General features: G+C 58.7%; 14 protein-coding genes. 8 read left to right on the top strand and 6 right to left on the bottom strand.

What is annotated here, in order from left to right:
- Window positions 1–59 precede the first annotated feature (59 nt).
- From gyrB to dnaA, 3 genes are all read right to left on the bottom strand, one after another.
- Window positions 60–2,567 carry a DNA topoisomerase (ATP-hydrolyzing) subunit B gene (gene gyrB / locus VVD49_RS04945; RefSeq protein WP_327598022.1) on the bottom strand — a complete coding sequence of 836 codons (2,508 nt, stop codon included), beginning with the start codon at window positions 2,565–2,567 and terminating at the stop codon, window positions 60–62.
- A gap of 227 nt (window positions 2,568–2,794) precedes the next feature.
- Window positions 2,795–3,901, bottom strand: a complete 1,107-nt coding sequence (gene dnaN, locus VVD49_RS04940; RefSeq protein WP_327598021.1) for a DNA polymerase III subunit beta — start codon at window positions 3,899–3,901, stop codon at window positions 2,795–2,797.
- Between the two features lie 276 nt (window positions 3,902–4,177).
- On the bottom strand, window positions 4,178–5,605 hold the full coding sequence (gene dnaA, locus VVD49_RS04935) for a chromosomal replication initiator protein DnaA (protein WP_327598020.1): 1,428 nt from the start codon (window positions 5,603–5,605) through the stop codon (window positions 4,178–4,180).
- A 611-nt stretch (window positions 5,606–6,216) separates the two neighbouring features.
- On the opposite strand from dnaA, the gene rpmH reads away from it, so the two are divergent.
- The 7 genes from rpmH to VVD49_RS04900 all read left to right on the top strand — a co-directional run bounded on the left by rpmH (window position 6,217) and on the right by VVD49_RS04900 (window position 11,275).
- Window positions 6,217–6,351 (top strand): 50S ribosomal protein L34, encoded by a 135-nt coding sequence (gene rpmH / locus VVD49_RS04930; RefSeq protein ID WP_327598019.1) that lies wholly within the window; start codon window positions 6,217–6,219, stop codon window positions 6,349–6,351.
- Between the two features lie 49 nt (window positions 6,352–6,400).
- Window positions 6,401–6,829: a ribonuclease P protein component gene (gene rnpA / locus VVD49_RS04925; protein WP_327598018.1), complete on the top strand. Its 429-nt coding sequence runs from the start codon at window positions 6,401–6,403 to the stop codon at window positions 6,827–6,829.
- Complete coding sequence (gene yidD / locus VVD49_RS21855; protein ID WP_465188847.1) at window positions 6,732–7,061, top strand: membrane protein insertion efficiency factor YidD; 330 nt, start codon at window positions 6,732–6,734, stop codon at window positions 7,059–7,061. The genes rnpA and yidD overlap by 98 nt, the downstream gene beginning before the upstream one ends.
- A 74-nt stretch (window positions 7,062–7,135) precedes the next feature.
- Window positions 7,136–8,812, top strand: coding sequence for a membrane protein insertase YidC (gene yidC, locus VVD49_RS04915; RefSeq protein WP_327598016.1), 1,677 nt, complete (start codon window positions 7,136–7,138; stop codon window positions 8,810–8,812).
- Entirely contained in the window at window positions 8,796–10,157 is a 1,362-nt protein-coding gene (gene mnmE, locus VVD49_RS04910) for a tRNA uridine-5-carboxymethylaminomethyl(34) synthesis GTPase MnmE (RefSeq protein WP_327598015.1), read from the top strand. The genes yidC and mnmE overlap by 17 nt, the downstream gene beginning before the upstream one ends.
- Window positions 10,158–10,168: 11 nt before the next feature.
- Window positions 10,169–10,495: a hypothetical protein gene (locus VVD49_RS04905; protein WP_327598014.1), complete on the top strand. Its 327-nt coding sequence runs from the start codon at window positions 10,169–10,171 to the stop codon at window positions 10,493–10,495.
- Between the two features lie 18 nt (window positions 10,496–10,513).
- Window positions 10,514–11,275, top strand: a complete 762-nt coding sequence (locus VVD49_RS04900; protein WP_327598013.1) for a TSUP family transporter — start codon at window positions 10,514–10,516, stop codon at window positions 11,273–11,275.
- 46 nt (window positions 11,276–11,321) lie between these two features.
- Here the strand turns inward: VVD49_RS04900 and ahpF are convergent, their stop codons facing one another.
- A complete protein-coding gene (ahpF, locus tag VVD49_RS04895) occupies window positions 11,322–12,908 on the bottom strand; it encodes an alkyl hydroperoxide reductase subunit F (protein ID WP_327598012.1) in 1,587 nt (528 codons plus the stop codon).
- A gap of 145 nt (window positions 12,909–13,053) precedes the next feature.
- Window positions 13,054–13,617: an alkyl hydroperoxide reductase subunit C gene (gene ahpC / locus VVD49_RS04890; RefSeq protein ID WP_327598011.1), complete on the bottom strand. Its 564-nt coding sequence runs from the start codon at window positions 13,615–13,617 to the stop codon at window positions 13,054–13,056.
- A 195-nt stretch (window positions 13,618–13,812) separates the two neighbouring features.
- Here ahpC and VVD49_RS04885 point away from each other — a divergent pair, with 195 nt between their 5' ends.
- Window positions 13,813–14,991 carry a PQQ-dependent sugar dehydrogenase gene (locus tag VVD49_RS04885; RefSeq protein ID WP_327598010.1) on the top strand — a complete coding sequence of 393 codons (1,179 nt, stop codon included), beginning with the start codon at window positions 13,813–13,815 and terminating at the stop codon, window positions 14,989–14,991.
- Here the strand turns inward: VVD49_RS04885 and VVD49_RS04880 are convergent.
- On the bottom strand, window positions 14,978–15,754 hold the full coding sequence (locus VVD49_RS04880) for a DUF4184 family protein (protein ID WP_327598009.1): 777 nt from the start codon (window positions 15,752–15,754) through the stop codon (window positions 14,978–14,980). The two genes, VVD49_RS04885 and VVD49_RS04880, sit on opposite strands and share 14 nt — an antisense overlap.
- Window positions 15,755–15,786: the final 32 nt, after the last annotated feature.

The following is a 15,786-nucleotide window of genomic DNA, read 5'->3' as shown; positions in this document are numbered from 1 at the left end:
TTCTGTATCAAGATCAAGAAAAAAGCCGCCCGAAGGCGGCTTGTTCAAAACTCTTGAAATTACACGTCGATGTTGCGCGCATTCAAGGCATTGCGCTCGATGAAGTCCCGACGCGGTTCCACGTTGTCGCCCATGAGCGTGGTGAAGATTTCGTCGGCGGCAATAGCGTCATCGATCTGCACCTTGAGCAGACGGCGCACGGCAGGGTCGAGGGTGGTTTCCCAGAGTTGCTCGGGATTCATTTCGCCGAGACCCTTGTAGCGCTGCTTGCTGATGCCGCGTTCGACTTCGTTGAGCATCCAGGTGATGGCTTCGGAGAAGCTCTTGACCGGTGTGCTCTTGTCATTGCGGCGCATGGTGGCGTCTTCGCCGATGAGGCCGCTGATTTGCTGGGCGGCACGGCGAATGGTGGCGTAGTCACCGGAGACGAGGAAATCGGCTTCGATGAAGGTGCGCTTGACGTTGCCGTGGTGCATGCGCTCGAGGGCGAGTTGCCAGGCTTCGGCGACAGCGTCGAACTGGGCGCGGATGGTAATGGCGTTACCAACCACGGCTTGCAGGCGGTTTGCCGAATCCATTGCAGCTGCTTCGTCAGCGAGGATGATGTCAACGTCATGCGCGAGGATGGCGTGCAGGACGTCGGTATCGATCCAGCTGGTGAGGCGGTTGATGACGGCTTCGGCAAGCAGGTAGCTGCGCGCGAGTTCGGCGAGGGTGTCGCCTTCGATCTCGGTACCACCAGCCTTCGAACTCAGTGCAGCGCCGTCGAGTGCGAGCTTGAGCAGGTGGCCGGAGAGTTCGTGGTCGTCCTTGATGTACATCTCGCTGCGGCCGTGCTTGATCTTGTAGAGCGGCGGCTGGGCGATGTAGATGTGGCCGCCTTCGACGAGCTCGGGCATCTGGCGATAGAAGAAGGTCAGCAGCAGGGTGCGGATGTGGGCACCGTCGACGTCGGCATCGGTCATGATGATGATGCGGTGGTAGCGCAGTTTTTCGGGCTTGTAGTCGTCCTTGCCGATGCTGGTGCCGAGCGCGGTAATGAGCGTGGCGATCTGCTCGGAAGAAATGAGTTTGTCGAAACGTGCGCGCTCGACGTTGAGCACCTTGCCGCGCAGCGGCAGAATGGCCTGGAATTTACGGTCGCGGCCCTGCTTGGCTGAGCCGCCAGCGGAATCCCCTTCCACGATATACAACTCGCATAACGCGGGATCACGTTCCTGGCAGTCGGCGAGTTTGCCGGGCAGACCGATGCCGTCGAGCACCCCTTTCCGGCGGGTGATTTCACGCGCCTTACGCGCGGCTTCGCGGGCGCGCGAAGCCTCGACGATTTTTCCGCAAATGGCCTTGGCGTCGATCGGGCGCTCGAGCAGGAATTCAGCAAGCTTGGCTGCGACGACTTCTTCCACGGCCGGGCGTGCTTCGCCGGAAACCAGCTTCATCTTGGTCTGCGAGGCGAATTTCGGATCGGGCATCTTCACCGACAGCACGCAGGCGAGACCTTCGCGCATGTCGTCGCCGGTGACTTCAACCTTAGCTTTCTTGGCGATCTCGTTTTCTTCGATGTACTTGTTGATGACGCGGGTCATCGCCGCGCGCAAGCCGGTGAGGTGGGTACCACCGTCGGACTGCGGGATGTTGTTGGTGAAGCACAGCACCTGTTCCTGGTAGCTGTCGTTCCACTGCATGGCGACTTCAACCGTGAGTTCGACGTTTTGCACTTGGCCGGTCGTGACCAGCGTCGTGCCTTGCGCGTGGAACACATTCGGATGCAGGACGGATTTCGCACGGTTGATGTAGTCGACGAAGCCCTTTACGCCGCCGGAGAAGGCGAAGTTTTCTTCCTTGCCGCTGCGCTGGTCAATGAGGCGGATTGCGACGCCGTTGTTGAGGAAAGACAGCTCACGCAAACGCTTGGCGAGAATGTCGTAATGGAATTCGACCGTGCCGAAGATCTGGTCGTCGGCGAGGAAGTGAACTTCCGTACCGCGCTTTTCGGTGTCCCCGATGATCTTGAGCGGCGAAACTTCGACGCCGTCACGCACTTCGATGATGCGATCAACAGCATGGCCCTGATTGAATTCCATGAAGTGCTTCTTGCCATCGCGGCGGATGGTGAGGCGCAGGAATTTCGACAGGGCATTCACGCAAGTCACGCCAACGCCGTGCAGGCCGCCGGACACCTTGTAGCTGTTCTGGTTGAACTTGCCGCCGGCATGTAGGGAACACATGATGATTTCGGCAGCCGAGCGTTTCGGTTCGTGCTTGTCGTCAAACTTGATGCCGACCGGAATGCCGCGGCCGTTGTCGGTCACGGAAATCGAGTTGTCTGTGTGGATGGTGACGACAATGTCGTCGCAGTGGCCGGCGAGGGCTTCGTCGATGGCGTTATCCACTACCTCGAACACCATGTGGTGCAGACCGGTACCGTCGGAGGTGTCGCCGATGTACATGCCCGGGCGCTTGCGGACAGCTTCCAGTCCTTCCAGTTGCTGGATGCTGGATTCGTCATAAGCCTCTTGAGCCTGTGGTTTCGGTTGCTCGTTGGGTACGTTCTCTTGCTCGGACATGTATTCGATCCCGGTAGGGTGTTGCGTGCTTCTGATTTGCTTTTGAGTTTTTCTCCCGCGTAGCGGGCGAAAATTTTTTTCAACTATCTGTGGATATCTTGTTCACAAACCCATGGACAACGGCTGTAAAAGCTGTGGACCGACGCGCGTTTTTCTGTGGATAAGCTGTGATCAGACAGTTGATGAGCTGTGGATGTTTTTACGCAACCACAGCTCGAAACAAGAACTTAGATCCGCATCGGCATCACGACTGCCTTGAAAGCATCATTTCCAGGCAAGGTGAACAGCGCGCTGGACATCGGTTCGTTGAGGTGGATTTCCACATCATCGGTGCCGACGTTGTTCAGCACATCGAGCAGGTAACTGACGTTGAAACCGATCTCCAGCGTGTCGCCGCTGTAATCGACTTCAAGTTCGTCCTGCGCTTCTTCCTGCTCGGCATTGGAGCTGAGCACTTTCAGGCTGCCTGGCTCGAGGAGCACACGCAGGCCGCGGAATTTCTCGTTGGTCAGGATAGCGGCACGTTGCAGGGCCAGCAGCAGCGCCTGGCGACGTGCCTTGACGAGCTTGGGATTGCCTTGCGGAATCACGCGGTCGTAGTCCGGGAACTTGCCGTCGATGAGCTTGGTGATGAGCTCGATCGGGCCGAACTGGAAACGCGCCTGGTTGCCTACGAGGGTGATGTTCACAGGATCGTCGCTGTCGGCAAGCTGGCGCGCGAGTTCAAGCACGGTCTTGCGCGGCAGGATCACTTCGGTATGCGGTGCATCGCCTTCCAGCGTGGTGTTGGCCAGCGCCAGGCGGTGACCGTCGGTAGCGACCATGCGCAGCTCGCTGCCGTCAGCAACCATCAGCAGGCCGTTGAGGTAGTAGCGCACGTCCTGGGCGGCCATCGCGTAGGCGACTTGCGTCAGCTGTTTCTTGAATGCCTTCTGCGTCAGCGAAAACTCGACTGCAGCGCCTTCGTTGAACTGCATGCGGGGGTAGTCACCAGCGGGCAGCGTTTGCAGCGCAAAACGGCTCTTACCGGCCTTCAGGGTCAATCGCTTGTCGTCGAGGACCAGACTGACCTCGGTTCCTTCCGGCAAAGCACGCAGGATGTCCTGCAGTTTCCGAGCAGCAACGGTGATGGCGATTTCTTCGCCACTGCCTGCACCTTCAGTCGTCGTACGGATCTGGATCTCGATATCAGTCGCCAGCAGGGTCAGTGCGCCCGCACGCTTTTCGATCAGGACGTTGGACAGGATCGGGAGGGTGTGTCGCTTCTCGACGATGCCGGAAACGGACTGCAGAGGCGCCAGCAGTTCGTCGCGTGTGGTTGTTAACAGAAGCATTTATATATATCTCCTACGTCTACAACTTATTGGGGTCCAAGTCTGTGGACAAGCCAGTATTGTCCCAGTTTTTCAGTCGTTTAGGGCTGTTGATGACCCTGTTCAGAAGCCTGTCAGAAGCGCTGTGTACAAATGGGGGCAAAAATTGACGCTGGGGATGAAAACCGGTTTTCCCACAATCCTTACAGCTGCTCAATGCGACTTATCAACAACATTTCTTTTCATCGTCCAGAGACTTTTGATCGGAAAAAATGATGGTCGGAATCAACGCTCATTTCATCCCCTGAGGACTTGCGTCAATACGTGAATGTCATGGTTGAGCTGTTGGTCTGCCAGACGCAGATCGGCAATGGTGCGGCAAGCGTGGAGTACTGTCGTGTGGTCACGGCCGCCGAAGCCTTCGCCAATGGCTGGTAGTGAGGCAGGCGTGAGTTCCTTCGACAGGTACATGGCGATCTGGCGCGGCCTGGCGATGTTGCGCGTGCGCTTGGGCGACAGCAGTTCGGCCAGTTTGAGCTTGTAGTAATCGGCAACCGTCTTCTGGATGACGTCGAGCGTGAGCTGGCGGTTGAAGGCGGCGAGCAGGTCGCGCAGGGCTTCACGCGCCAGTTCCAGGCTGATTTCGCGACCATGGAAGCGCGCGTAGGCCATCACGCGTCGCAAGGCGCCTTCGAGCTCGCGCACATTCGAACGCAGATTCTTGGCAATCAGGAAGGCGACGTCGTCGTGCAGGTCGAGTCCATCGACTTCGGCTTTCTTCTTAAGGATGGCGACGCGCATCTCGAGCTCGGGCGGCTCTATCTGGACGGTCAGACCCCAGTCGAAACGCGAGATCAGGCGGTCCTGCAGGCCTTCAATGTCTTTCGGATAGGTATCGCAGGTGATGACGATCTGTTTGCGAGCCTCTACCAAGCCATTGAATGCGTGGAAGAATTCTTCCTGGGTGCGTTCCTTGTTGCGGATGAACTGGATATCGTCGATCAGCAGCAGATCGAGTGAGCGGTAGTAACGCTTGAACTGGTCGAAGCTCTTCTGCTGGTAAGCACGCACGACGTCAGCGACGTAATCCTCAGCATGCACATAACGAATGACGGCGCGTGGATTGTGGCGCAGCACCTCATTACCAATGGATTGCACCAGGTGGGTCTTACCAAGGCCGACACCGCCGTAGATGAATAACGGGTTGTAGGAGCTGCCGGGGTTCTGCGATACCTGCATGGCCGCGGCACGCGCCAGATCATTGGCTTTACCGGTGACCAGTGTGTCGAAGGTGAAATCGTGATTGAGGCGTGTTTTTTCGCGGTTGCCGCTGGCGACGGGTTCGGCGGCTGGCTTACTGGCGGGAATCTCCGCGTTGCCAAGGCTCTTTTCACTGCCTGCTTCGTCAGATTCAGCTGTGGATCTGGTATGACTGGTCGCCGATCCATTATTCTGTTTGTTGGCAGCAGGTTTAGGTGTTTTAGAACCTAATTCGAGCATGATCTCGACAGGTTTGCCGAAGAACTCGTTACCCAGCTGTTCGATGCGGTGCAGATACCGCTCGCGTACCCATTGCAGGACGAAGCGATTTGGCGCCAATAGATTGACGTTGCCGCCGGCCGAGCCGGGGCTCGCTTCGAGCGCGCGGATCCAGGTGTTGAACTGCTGGGGTGGCAGTTCCTGTTCGAGTCGTGCCAGGCAGGCGTTCCAGAAATCGTGACTCACGTTCAATCGGCTACCGTTTGTTTGCCATTGATTCCCATACGAAGTGGAATCAGACGGCGATAAATATGCGTGGCTGAAGCTTCAGCCAATTTGAAATCAACAGGGGTTACTGCTTGAAAGTCAGTTCAGGTGAAGCAGAACTGACGTTTGAAGTCTTGCGTTCGTCGCAAGCGGCGTTGCAATTCACAACGGAATCGCACTGCGGCTAGAGCCCGCTGCAGGCAGCTTTTCACCGGCGTGGACAGGGCAGGATGAAGCTGGGCAAAAACGAAGCGAAGCAAATTGGTGCGCATACGACGAGTCTCCATCCCTTACCTGATACTCGGGGCCGTCATGGTTGTACCTAGCGTTATGCAAGTCCATGAATAAGTTCGGGAAAATTTTTTATAAACCCGAAAAAACGGTGTCCTTGCACGTTTCGAAAAGTGGTCCGCGACGTGTTTTGTGAAGCGCTTATGAAGCGTTTATCTTACCCGCTTGAGGGCGAATTATCCACAGGCTGAACACTCGAAGACGTGCTTCAGGTGGCGTACACCAAGCAGGCATGACTTGACAAGAGGCGGGTAAACCGATGTAATCGCGGGTTCTTCTGTGCCTACTAGAGATCTGTCATGAAGCGTACCTACCAACCCTCAGTGGTTCGCCGCAAGCGCACCCACGGTTTCCTCGTTCGCCAACGTACCCGTGGTGGCCGTTCGGTGATCGCTGCACGTCGCGCCAAAGGCCGTCATCGCCTGTCGGTCTGACGCAAATCTGTTTATCCCGGGCAATCCGGGATGGACAGGCGAGCAATAGATGAGCGGCACTACAAGTGAAAGCTCGAGTGGTTTGAATCGGGATCTGGAAGCGGAGTCTGCGACAGGAATGTCCGGGACTTCGGTAGTACTTCCAGAAAACTTTCCACCTGAGTGTCGCGTGCGAAAAACGGATGAGTATTCATCCGTTTTTGCTTTCCGGCGCAGCATCCGCGGGCGTTATTTTGTCCTGCATTATCGGCCGGGCAAGGATCTCGCACGTCTGGGCCTTGTGATGGCGAAGAAACTGGCGCGCCACGCGGTAACGCGTAATCTCCTCAAGCGTCTGGCGCGCGAGCATTTCCGTCACATTCGCGCAAGTTTGCCGGCGCATGATATGGCGCTTCGGCTGGCGCAAAAGACTGACGGGGCGACGCGTGCCCAGTTGCGTGAAGATATTGCATCACTGTTTGCGAGGCTGCCGCGTTGAGCAGTCCGATGAAAGCGCAATCGTGAAGAATGCCTTGCAGGCGTTGATCCGGTTCTATCGTTATTTCATCAGTCCCTGGCTGGGACGGCAGTGCCGTTTTCATCCCTCCTGTTCGGCTTACGCAATTGAAGCGCTTGAAAAGCATGGCACGATGCGTGGCAGTTGGCTGGCCGCAAAACGGGTTGCACGCTGCAATCCCTGGTCAGTCGGTGGATTTGATCCAGTGCCTTGAATTCCCTGATTTTCCTCCCAAGTTTCCCAATCCAATAAACCCTCTATAGCCCTCGCGGTACGCAGACCATGCCGATGGATCCAAAACGTCTTGTTCTTTCAGTGATTTTTGCCGTGTCCGTGTTCATCCTGTGGGAGAACTGGAACCGCTACAGCAATCCTCCCCAGCCCGTAACAGCTGCAAGCCAGGCTGGTTCGGCGGCCAGCCAGGGTGTCCCCAGCGCGACACCGGGTCTGGGTCAGTCGGCAGCAGTAGCTGCGCCAGGTGCGGTGGCGGCGGTACCGGCGACGGGCACGGTAGCCGATTACAAGTCGCAGCCACGTGCGGTTGTGAAAACAGACATGATCCGCGCGGAAGTGTCTGCATTGGGCGGCGACATCGTTCACCTGGAATTGCTCAAGCACAAAGCAACCGGTGATCTGGCGAACAACTTCGTGATCCTCGACGAAGGCAAAGTGCACACCTATATCGCGCGCAGTGGCTTGTTGGGCCAGGGTTTGCCGGATCATCGTACGGTGTTCACGCTATCGACGAACCAGCTGGAGTTGAAGGATGGTCAGGACAGCATTGAGCTGCGCCTGCAAGCGCCTGCGGCGGCCAATGGCGTCAGCGTGACCAAGGTGTTGCGTTTCCACCGTGGTAGCTATGTGGTGGATGTGAGCTACGAACTGGCCAATACCGGCCCTGCTGCTCTTCAGGCGCAGGCCTATTTCGAGTTGGCACGGGACGGTGCAGCGGCGGAGCACACAGGCGGCATGATTGGTGGCGTTTCGACCTTTACGGGCCCGGCACGTTATACCGAAGCCAAGCATTTCGAGAAGATCGCATTCTCGGATATCGACAAGGGCAAGGACGATTCGAAAGACGTAACGACGAAGGATGGTTGGATTGCCATGGTCCAGCATTACTTCGTGAGCGCTTTCCTGCCGAAGGGTGACGTCGAGCGCGTGTTCTTCACGCGCAAGATTGCTGACAATTTCTACGGTACGGGCGTGAAGATTTCGGTTGCCGTAGCAGCGGGTCAGAAAACTACGGTTGATATGCCGCTGTATGTCGGCCCGCAAGAACAGAAGAAGCTGAAAGCACTGGCGCCTGGACTCGACCTGGTGGTCGACTATGGCTGGGTGACGATGATTGCCGTGCCGCTGTTCTGGTTGCTGTCATTCATCCACGGTGTGGTGGGTAACTGGGGCTGGGCCATCATCCTGCTGACCATCCTGATCAAGGCGGTGTTCTTCCCGCTGTCGGCGGCGAGCTATCGCTCGATGGCGAAAATGAAGACCCTGATGCCGAAAATGAAGGCTATCCAGGAGCGTTACGCCAGCGACAAGATGAAGATGAACCAGGAGATGATGCAGCTCTACAAGACGGAGAAGGTCAATCCAATGGGCGGCTGTCTGCCCATCCTGGTTCAGATTCCCGTTTTCATGGCGCTGTACTGGACCCTGCTTGGCGCGGTTGAAATGCGTCAGGCACCGTGGATTGGCTGGATCCATGACTTGTCGGCGATGGACCCGTTCTACGTCCTGCCGGTGATCATGGCTGTGACGATGTTCATCCAGAGCAAGCTCAACCCGACGCCGCCTGATCCGGTTCAAGCCAAGGTAATGATGGCCATGCCGCTGATTTTCGGTGTGATGTTCCTGTGGATGCCTTCCGGTCTGGTGCTGTACTGGGTTGTAAATAACACTTTGTCGATCGCCCAGCAGTGGCAAATCACGCGGATGATCGAGGGTGGCAAGTCAAAGTAAGGTAGTCATTGCTGCCATAGCCACGCCACCCGGTCGCGGTGGCGTGGGTGTGGTGCGCGTCTCAGGCCCTGATCTGGCCGACTTCGCCCGGCGTCTGACCGGGCGTTTTTCGAGCAACAATTCTTTTCCACAAGTACGCAAAGCCCATCTATGCCGTTTTCTGGCGGCTGATGACTCGGCCCTCGACGAGGGCTTGCTGCTCTACTTTGCTGCGCCGAATTCCTATACGGGTGAGGACGTGGTCGAGTTGCAAGGGCATGGCGGACCGGTCGTCATGCAGATGCTGCTCGCCCGTTGTCTCGAACTTGGGGCACGCCTGGCCGAGCCTGGTGAGTTCACGCGGCGTGCTTTTCTGAATCAAAAACTGGATTTGGCGCAGGCTGAAGGCGTTATCGATCTCATCGATGCGAGTACGCAGGCCGCGGCACGTTCGGCGTTGCGATCCTTGTCAGGGGTATTTTCCGAGCAAGTGCATGTGTGGCGTGACAAGCTCGTCGACCTGCGCATGCTGGTCGAAGCGACGCTGGATTTCCCGGAGGAGGAAGTGGATTTTCTGCAGGCAGCAAATGCCTTTGTACGCCTTGATGCGTTGCATGCCGAGGTGTCCGCAATGCTCGGGCGTGCTCAGCAAGGCAGCCTGCTACGCAATGGTTTGCAGGTCGTGTTGGCCGGTCAGCCCAATGTTGGCAAGAGCAGCCTGCTCAATCAGCTTGCTGGTGATGATCGCGCTATCGTGACCGACGTGGCCGGTACGACACGCGATGTGCTGCGCGAGAGCATTCAGGTTGAAGGCATTCCGCTGCACATTATCGATACGGCTGGTTTGCGCGATACGGAGGATGCCGTGGAGCGCATCGGTATTGCACGGACCTGGAAGGAGATCGAACGTGCGGATGTGGTCCTGCGTCTGGTGGATGCCCGGGTTGGCATTACAGCCGAAGATCACGAGATCGATGGTCGTCTGCCTGTCGGTGTGCCGGTGATCTGGGTATTCAACAAGAGCGATCTTTCAGCGACGCCCGCGCATGAGGAGCCTGCTCGCGAATCGGCCATCTATCTGTCGGCGAAGACGGGCGTAGGTATAGATCTATTGCGAGCGGCCCTGCTGCGCATTGCGGGTTGGGAAGGACGGGCGGAAGATGTGATTCTTGCGCGCGAAAGGCATTTGTCCGCATTGCGTACTGCAGCCAATCATGTGCGTACAGCACGTCAATGCAGTGAGCAACTTGATCTGATGGCGGAAGAATTGCGTCTTGCCCAGGAAGCGGTGAATGCCATAACGGGTGAGTTCGGTGCTGATGATTTGCTGGGCGTTATCTTTTCGCGCTTCTGTATTGGAAAGTAGAGAGGTTATCCATGGCTGACTTTGAGGATCACGTTGGGGCGAGTGCGGGCATTTCTCTTGAGATCGAACGCAAGCTCGTCGCCTTGGGTGTCGATTGGCAAGATGAATCAGCACTCAGGCAGGTAGCTGGCGAAGTGTTGCAGTACGACGCTTCGACGACGGTCGAAGGAGTGGATAAGGGCGGTGACAGGAAGCTCGTATTCATGGAACTGTGTGGCCTGATTGGCCTGATGAACACGACGCTGGCAGAGAGTGCCACCGACGGACAACAAGCCCATGGACGAGATTCCTGGAAGGCCCTGGCCAAAGCACTCTGGGCGGCGAAGGGTTCGGCTTGATCTGGTTTCACGTGAAACATGGAAATTGAACTACTGCTGCTGGGCTGCGGAGCCTTTGTTGCCGGCTTCGTAGATGCGGTGGTTGGCGGGGGTGGTCTGATTCAGGTGCCCTTGCTGCTTGCCGTTTTTCCAGCGGCGCCGATCGCGGTCCTGTTTGGGACGAACAAGCTGTCGAGTGTTGCCGGGACGCTCACTGCGACCCTGCACTATGGGCGACGCATCAGGATTCCGAAATCCATTGCAGTGCCCGCAGCACTGGCAGCCTTGCCGGGCGCGGCGCTTGGCGCGGCGACCGTGTCATTTCTCCCGCCGGGTACGGTGCGGCCGCTGGTGCTTGGCTTGCTGATCATCGTTGGTACCTACACCTGGCTTCGTCCTGACTTTGGTCGCTTCCAGGGTCATGGCCTGGTACTGGGCTCGGTGAAGACGGCGTCCGCATTGACGGGTTTTGGACTTGGTTTCTACGATGGGTTCTTTGGCCCTGGTACAGGCAGCTTCCTGGTATTCGCCTTTGTTCGACTGTTCGGTCTGGACATGGTCCATGCATCGGCGAGCGCGAAGCTTGTCAATCTGGCGACGAATGTTTCAGCGTTGGCGTTCTTCCTGCTGCATCAAGGTGTGATGTGGAAGGTTGGGCTGGTGATGGCGGGGGCGAATGTCTGTGGTGCGTATCTGGGCTCGCACATGACACTCAAACACGGCAGCGGCTTTGTTCGCTGGATGTTGCTGGCGATTGTTTCGGTGCTGGTAGTGAAACTCAGCTGGGACTTGCTGCGCTAAAAAAGAAGGAGGTGTTTCACGTGAAACACCTCCTTTTTCATTTCGCTCAGGCTGCTTGCAGGTTTGCTGCTTCGGGCGCCGGCGTGCGGATCAGGTAGTCAAATGCCGAGAGCGCAGCCTTCGCCCCATCACCGGTCGCGATGATGATCTGCTTGTACGGCACCGTGGTCACATCACCCGCAGCGAGAACGCCAGGCAGATTGGTCTGGCCCTTGGCATCGACGATGATCTCGCCGTGCTTCGACAGCTCGACCGTACCCTTGAGCCATTCCGTGTTCGGCACCAGGCCAATCTGGACAAAGACACCTTCCAGTGCGACATGACGCGACTCACCTGATACCCGATCGGTGTAGGTAATGCCGTTGAGCTTGTTGCCGTCGCCGGTGAGCTCGGTCGTCTGTGCGTTGGTGTGTATGCGCACATTCGGCAGGCTCTTCAGCTTGGCCACCAGCACTGCATCGGCGCGCAGCTGCTCGCCGTACTCCAGCAAGCTCACATGCTCGACGATTCCGGCCAGATCGATAGCGGCCTCGACACCCGAGTTACCACCGCCGATCACGGCTACTCGTTTACCCTTAAACAGCGGACCATCACAGTGCGGGCAGTAGGCAACGCCCTTGTTGCGGTACTCCTGCTCGCCCGGCACGTTCACCGTGCGCCAGCGCGCGCCAGTAGAGAGAATCACGGTACGGCTACGCAGCGTGCCGCCATTGGCCAACTCGACAGTCACCAGACCACCGGGCTCGCTCGCCGGCACGAGCTTCGCAGCACGCTGCAGGTTCATGATGTCCACATCGTAGGCACGCACGTGCGACTCCAGCGCGGCCGCGAACTTCGGTCCTTCTGTTTCCATGACGGAGACGAAGTTCTCGATCGCCAGGGTGTCATTCACCTGGCCGCCGAAACGCTCGGCTGCTACGCCCGTGCGGATGCCCTTGCGCGCCGCATAGACAGCCGCCGCAGCGCCAGCAGGACCGCCGCCGACGATGAGCACGTCGTAGGCCTCACGTGCGCTGAGCTTGGCCGCTTCACGCGCACCTGAATTCGTATCCAGCTTGGCAAGCAATTCCTCGACTGTGATGCGGCCGGAGTTGAAGTGCTTGCCGTCCAGATAGACGCTGGGCACGGCCATGATCTCGCGGCTCTCTACTTCTTTCTGGAACAGGCCACCATCGATCACCACCGTCTTCACGCCGGGGTTGAACACCGCCATCAGGCTCAGCGCCTGCACCACGTCCGGACAGTTGTGGCAGGAGAGGGACATGTACACCTCGAAGTTGTACTCCCCGTCCAGCGACTTGATCTGCTCGATGACTTCCGGCTCGACCTTGGGCGGATGGCCGCCGGTCCACAGCAGGGCCAGCACCAGCGAAGTGAACTCGTGGCCGAGCGGGATCGCCGCAAAGCTCAGGCTTTGATCGGTGCCCGTGCGCTTGAGGCTGAAGGAGGGGCGACGTGCATCATCGCCGTCCGTGCGCAGGCTGATCTTGTCGCTCATGCCGGCGATCTCCTGCAGCAGCTCATGCATCTCGCGCGCAGCATCGCTGTCGTCCAGTGTGGCAACGATTTCGAAAGGCAGGGTCACGCGCTGCATGTAAGCGGCGAGTTGTTCCTTGATGGCAGCGTCAAGCATGGGGGTGTTCCTTTCTGTTTCTGCGTTACGTGAGGGGGTCACGTTGAAAGCGTCCTGTAGCGGGCGCTTTCAGCGAGACCCGGAAGGGGGAATCCGGCGATTTCGAAGTCGCTGGATTCCCGCCTTCGCGGGAATGACGATCCGATCAGATCTTGCCTACGAGGTCCAAAGACGGAGCGATCGTCTTCGCGCCTTCGTTCCACTTGGCCGGGCACACTTCACCCGGATGCGCTGCCACGTACTGGGCTGCCTTGAGCTTGCGCAGGGTTTCCTTGACGTCACGAGCGATCGCGTTGTCGTGGATTTCCAGGGTCTTGATCACGCCGTCAGGATTGATCACGAAGGTACCGCGCAGCGCCAGGCCGGCTTCCGGAATGTGCACACCGAAGGCATTGGTCAGCGTGTGGGTAGGGTCACCCACCAGCGGGAACTTGGCCTTGCCCACGGCTGGCGAGGTTTCGTGCCACACCTTGTGCGAGAAATGCGTGTCGGTGGTAACGATGTACACCTCGGCGCCCAGCTTCTGGAATTCGGCGTAGTTGTCAGCAGCGTCTTCGACTTCGGTCGGGCAGTTGAACGTGAAAGCGGCCGGCATGAAGATCAGCACGGACCATTTGCCCTTCAGGGATTCTTCGGTGACATCAACGAACTTGCCGTTGTGGAAGGCCTGGGTCTTGAACGGTTGAACCTGGGTATTGATGAGGGACATATCTGCTCTCCTGTTAGGCGGGTTGAGGTCGAAAAACGATTCGAGGTTTCATCGTAGCCCTGTTCAACAAATAGTTCTAATTGATGTTGAACATACAATCGATAGAAAATTACTATCGAAAGATGTGGTCCGACATTGAACCTCGCTGCTGCCGGAAACAGCTTGCGTGGCATTCATTACAGAAAGGGTCCGGACATGAGAAGTTCCTCGCACGCGCAGCACCCCCTTGACTTCCTTGTTCCAGGTCAAATCCTCGTACTGATGGCGCTCAGTGCCTGTGCCACCGCCGCCGACGGTCCCGCCGCCCGTTGTGACGCCAACGCCATCAGTGGCCCCGCCACCAGCATCACCCCGGTCGCCAGCGGCCTCGTCAATCCCTGGGGGCTCGCCTTCCTGCCGGACGGGCGCATGCTGGTCACGGAGCGCGAGGGCCGCATGCGCATCGTTTCTATCAACGGAACGACTGCTGGAACAATCTCCACGCCCGTCAGTGGCGTGCCGGCGGTGCACGCGGCCGGGCAGGGCGGCTTGCTGGACGTGGTGCTCGACCCGGCCTTCGCCAGCAATGGCCGCATCTACTTCGCCTACTCGGAGGCCGGTCCGGGCGGTTCCGGAACAGCCGTTGCAAGGGCCGTATTGGACCCTCAGGCGCTTTCCCTGAGCGCGGTGACCCCGATCTACCGGCAGACCCCAAAAGTCTCTGGAAACGGCCATTACGGGGCTCGCCTCGCATTCGGTACGGACGGCAAGCTCTATGTCTCCCTCGGCGAGCGCCAGAAGTTCGACCCGGCGCAGGACACGCAGCAGAGCCTCGGCAAGATCCTGCGGCTGAATACCGATGGCAGCGTGCCGGCCGACAACCCTTTCGCCGGCAACAAGGCCTATCTGCCGGAGATCTGGAGCTACGGCCATCGCAACCCGCAGGGCATGACCCGCCATCCCGTCACCGGCCAGCTATGGACGGCCGAGCATGGCGCCCGGGGTGGTGACGAGATCAACACGCCGGAAGCCGGCAAGAACTACGGCTGGCCCGTCATCAGCTATGGCGTGAACTACAGCGGCACGAAAATCGGCGAGGGCGCGGTCAAGGCCGGCATGGAGCAACCGCGTTGCTACTGGGACCCTTCGATTGCTCCCGGCAATCTCGTCTTCTACACGGGCGGCAAGCTGCCGGCGTGGTCCGGCAACCTGTTCGTGACGGCACTCAAGGACACCGCCTTGATGCGCCTCAGCGTCGATGGCAACCGCATCACTGGCCAGCAACGCATCGAGGTCGGCAAGCGCGTGCGTGACGTACGTGTCGGGCCGGATGGCTGGCTCTACCTGCTGACCGATGAAGCGGCCGGGCAGATCCTCCGCGTCAGCGTTCCCTGACAAGCGCGCCGGGGCGCTTCGGGTGCTGCAATCCGTGACGCCGGTGCCACCACAGGGCGTAGGCCAGCAGGCACACACCCGCCGCCTGCAGGCTGCGCGCAGCGGCCATGGCAGCGACGCGCTCGATCTCGTCGAGCGGCAACCTCGCCAGCACGCTGAGCAGCCCGGCACTCATCGGCACCATGAGAAACGCCAGCGCCCAGAACACGCGGTACTGCATGGCACGCGCTTCGCCCGGCGAACTGCGGCTGAACCAGCGGCAGGCATACATCGCCAGTGCCACCAGGCCCAGCGCACTGCTGGCGTGTTGCAACACATCGCAGACCAGTAGCGGCGCTTCGCCGAGCATGAAAAGCCGGTAACGCAGCCAGGGCCAGGCATGGGCGACGAAACCGTCGACGTGGGTGAAGCCGTCCCACGCGATATGGCTCAACGAACCCACCAGCAGGGCCGCAGAAACGTGCAACAGGCTGCGTGACTCCCTGCCCAGCACGGTTTGCAGACGCCGCTGCAAAGGACGCGGTACGAGATCCAGCAGCGGACCTTGCAAGCCGCGCCAGAACAGCCATTGCGCCAGCCAGCCCATCGGCAGGCAGAACAGGAACAGGCCGGCGAAGCTGTGGCTGAGATGGCGATCCAGATGCGGAATCAGGAAAGCGAAGTCCGGAACCATGCTGCCGATGACCATGGCGGTGAGTGGCAGGGTGGGCAGGTAACGACGCAACGGCAGCACGGCGGCGGCGTGGGAAACGGTAAAGGGCATCGTAAAGTCCTTCTGCGAATGTGATCGATGAC

It is taken from the genome of Uliginosibacterium silvisoli (assembly GCF_036017035.1).
Lineage (GTDB): Bacteria > Pseudomonadota > Gammaproteobacteria > Burkholderiales > Rhodocyclaceae > Viridibacterium > Viridibacterium silvisoli.
Note: the sequence above shows the minus strand (reverse complement) of the source record. Positions and strands in the feature narration are given on the sequence as shown.

Excerpts from the sequence above, each read along its gene's own strand:
- rnpA (WP_327598018.1), top strand. The coding sequence starts at position 6,401 with ATGAGCGGCACTACAAGTGAAAGCTCGAGTGGTTTGAATCGGGATCTG.
- dnaN (WP_327598021.1), bottom strand. The coding sequence starts at position 3,901 with ATGCTTCTGTTAACAACCACACGCGACGAACTGCTGGCGCCTCTGCAG.
- rpmH (WP_327598019.1), top strand. The coding sequence starts at position 6,217 with ATGAAGCGTACCTACCAACCCTCAGTGGTTCGCCGCAAGCGCACCCAC.
- VVD49_RS04885 (WP_327598010.1), top strand. The coding sequence starts at position 13,813 with ATGAGAAGTTCCTCGCACGCGCAGCACCCCCTTGACTTCCTTGTTCCA.
- VVD49_RS04905 (WP_327598014.1), top strand. The coding sequence starts at position 10,169 with ATGGCTGACTTTGAGGATCACGTTGGGGCGAGTGCGGGCATTTCTCTT.
- yidD (WP_465188847.1), top strand. The coding sequence starts at position 6,732 with ATGATATGGCGCTTCGGCTGGCGCAAAAGACTGACGGGGCGACGCGTG.
- yidC (WP_327598016.1), top strand. The coding sequence starts at position 7,136 with ATGGATCCAAAACGTCTTGTTCTTTCAGTGATTTTTGCCGTGTCCGTG.
- ahpC (WP_327598011.1), bottom strand. The coding sequence starts at position 13,617 with ATGTCCCTCATCAATACCCAGGTTCAACCGTTCAAGACCCAGGCCTTC.
- gyrB (WP_327598022.1), bottom strand. The coding sequence starts at position 2,567 with ATGTCCGAGCAAGAGAACGTACCCAACGAGCAACCGAAACCACAGGCT.
- VVD49_RS04880 (WP_327598009.1), bottom strand. The coding sequence starts at position 15,754 with ATGCCCTTTACCGTTTCCCACGCCGCCGCCGTGCTGCCGTTGCGTCGT.
- ahpF (WP_327598012.1), bottom strand. The coding sequence starts at position 12,908 with ATGCTTGACGCTGCCATCAAGGAACAACTCGCCGCTTACATGCAGCGC.
- VVD49_RS04900 (WP_327598013.1), top strand. The coding sequence starts at position 10,514 with ATGGAAATTGAACTACTGCTGCTGGGCTGCGGAGCCTTTGTTGCCGGC.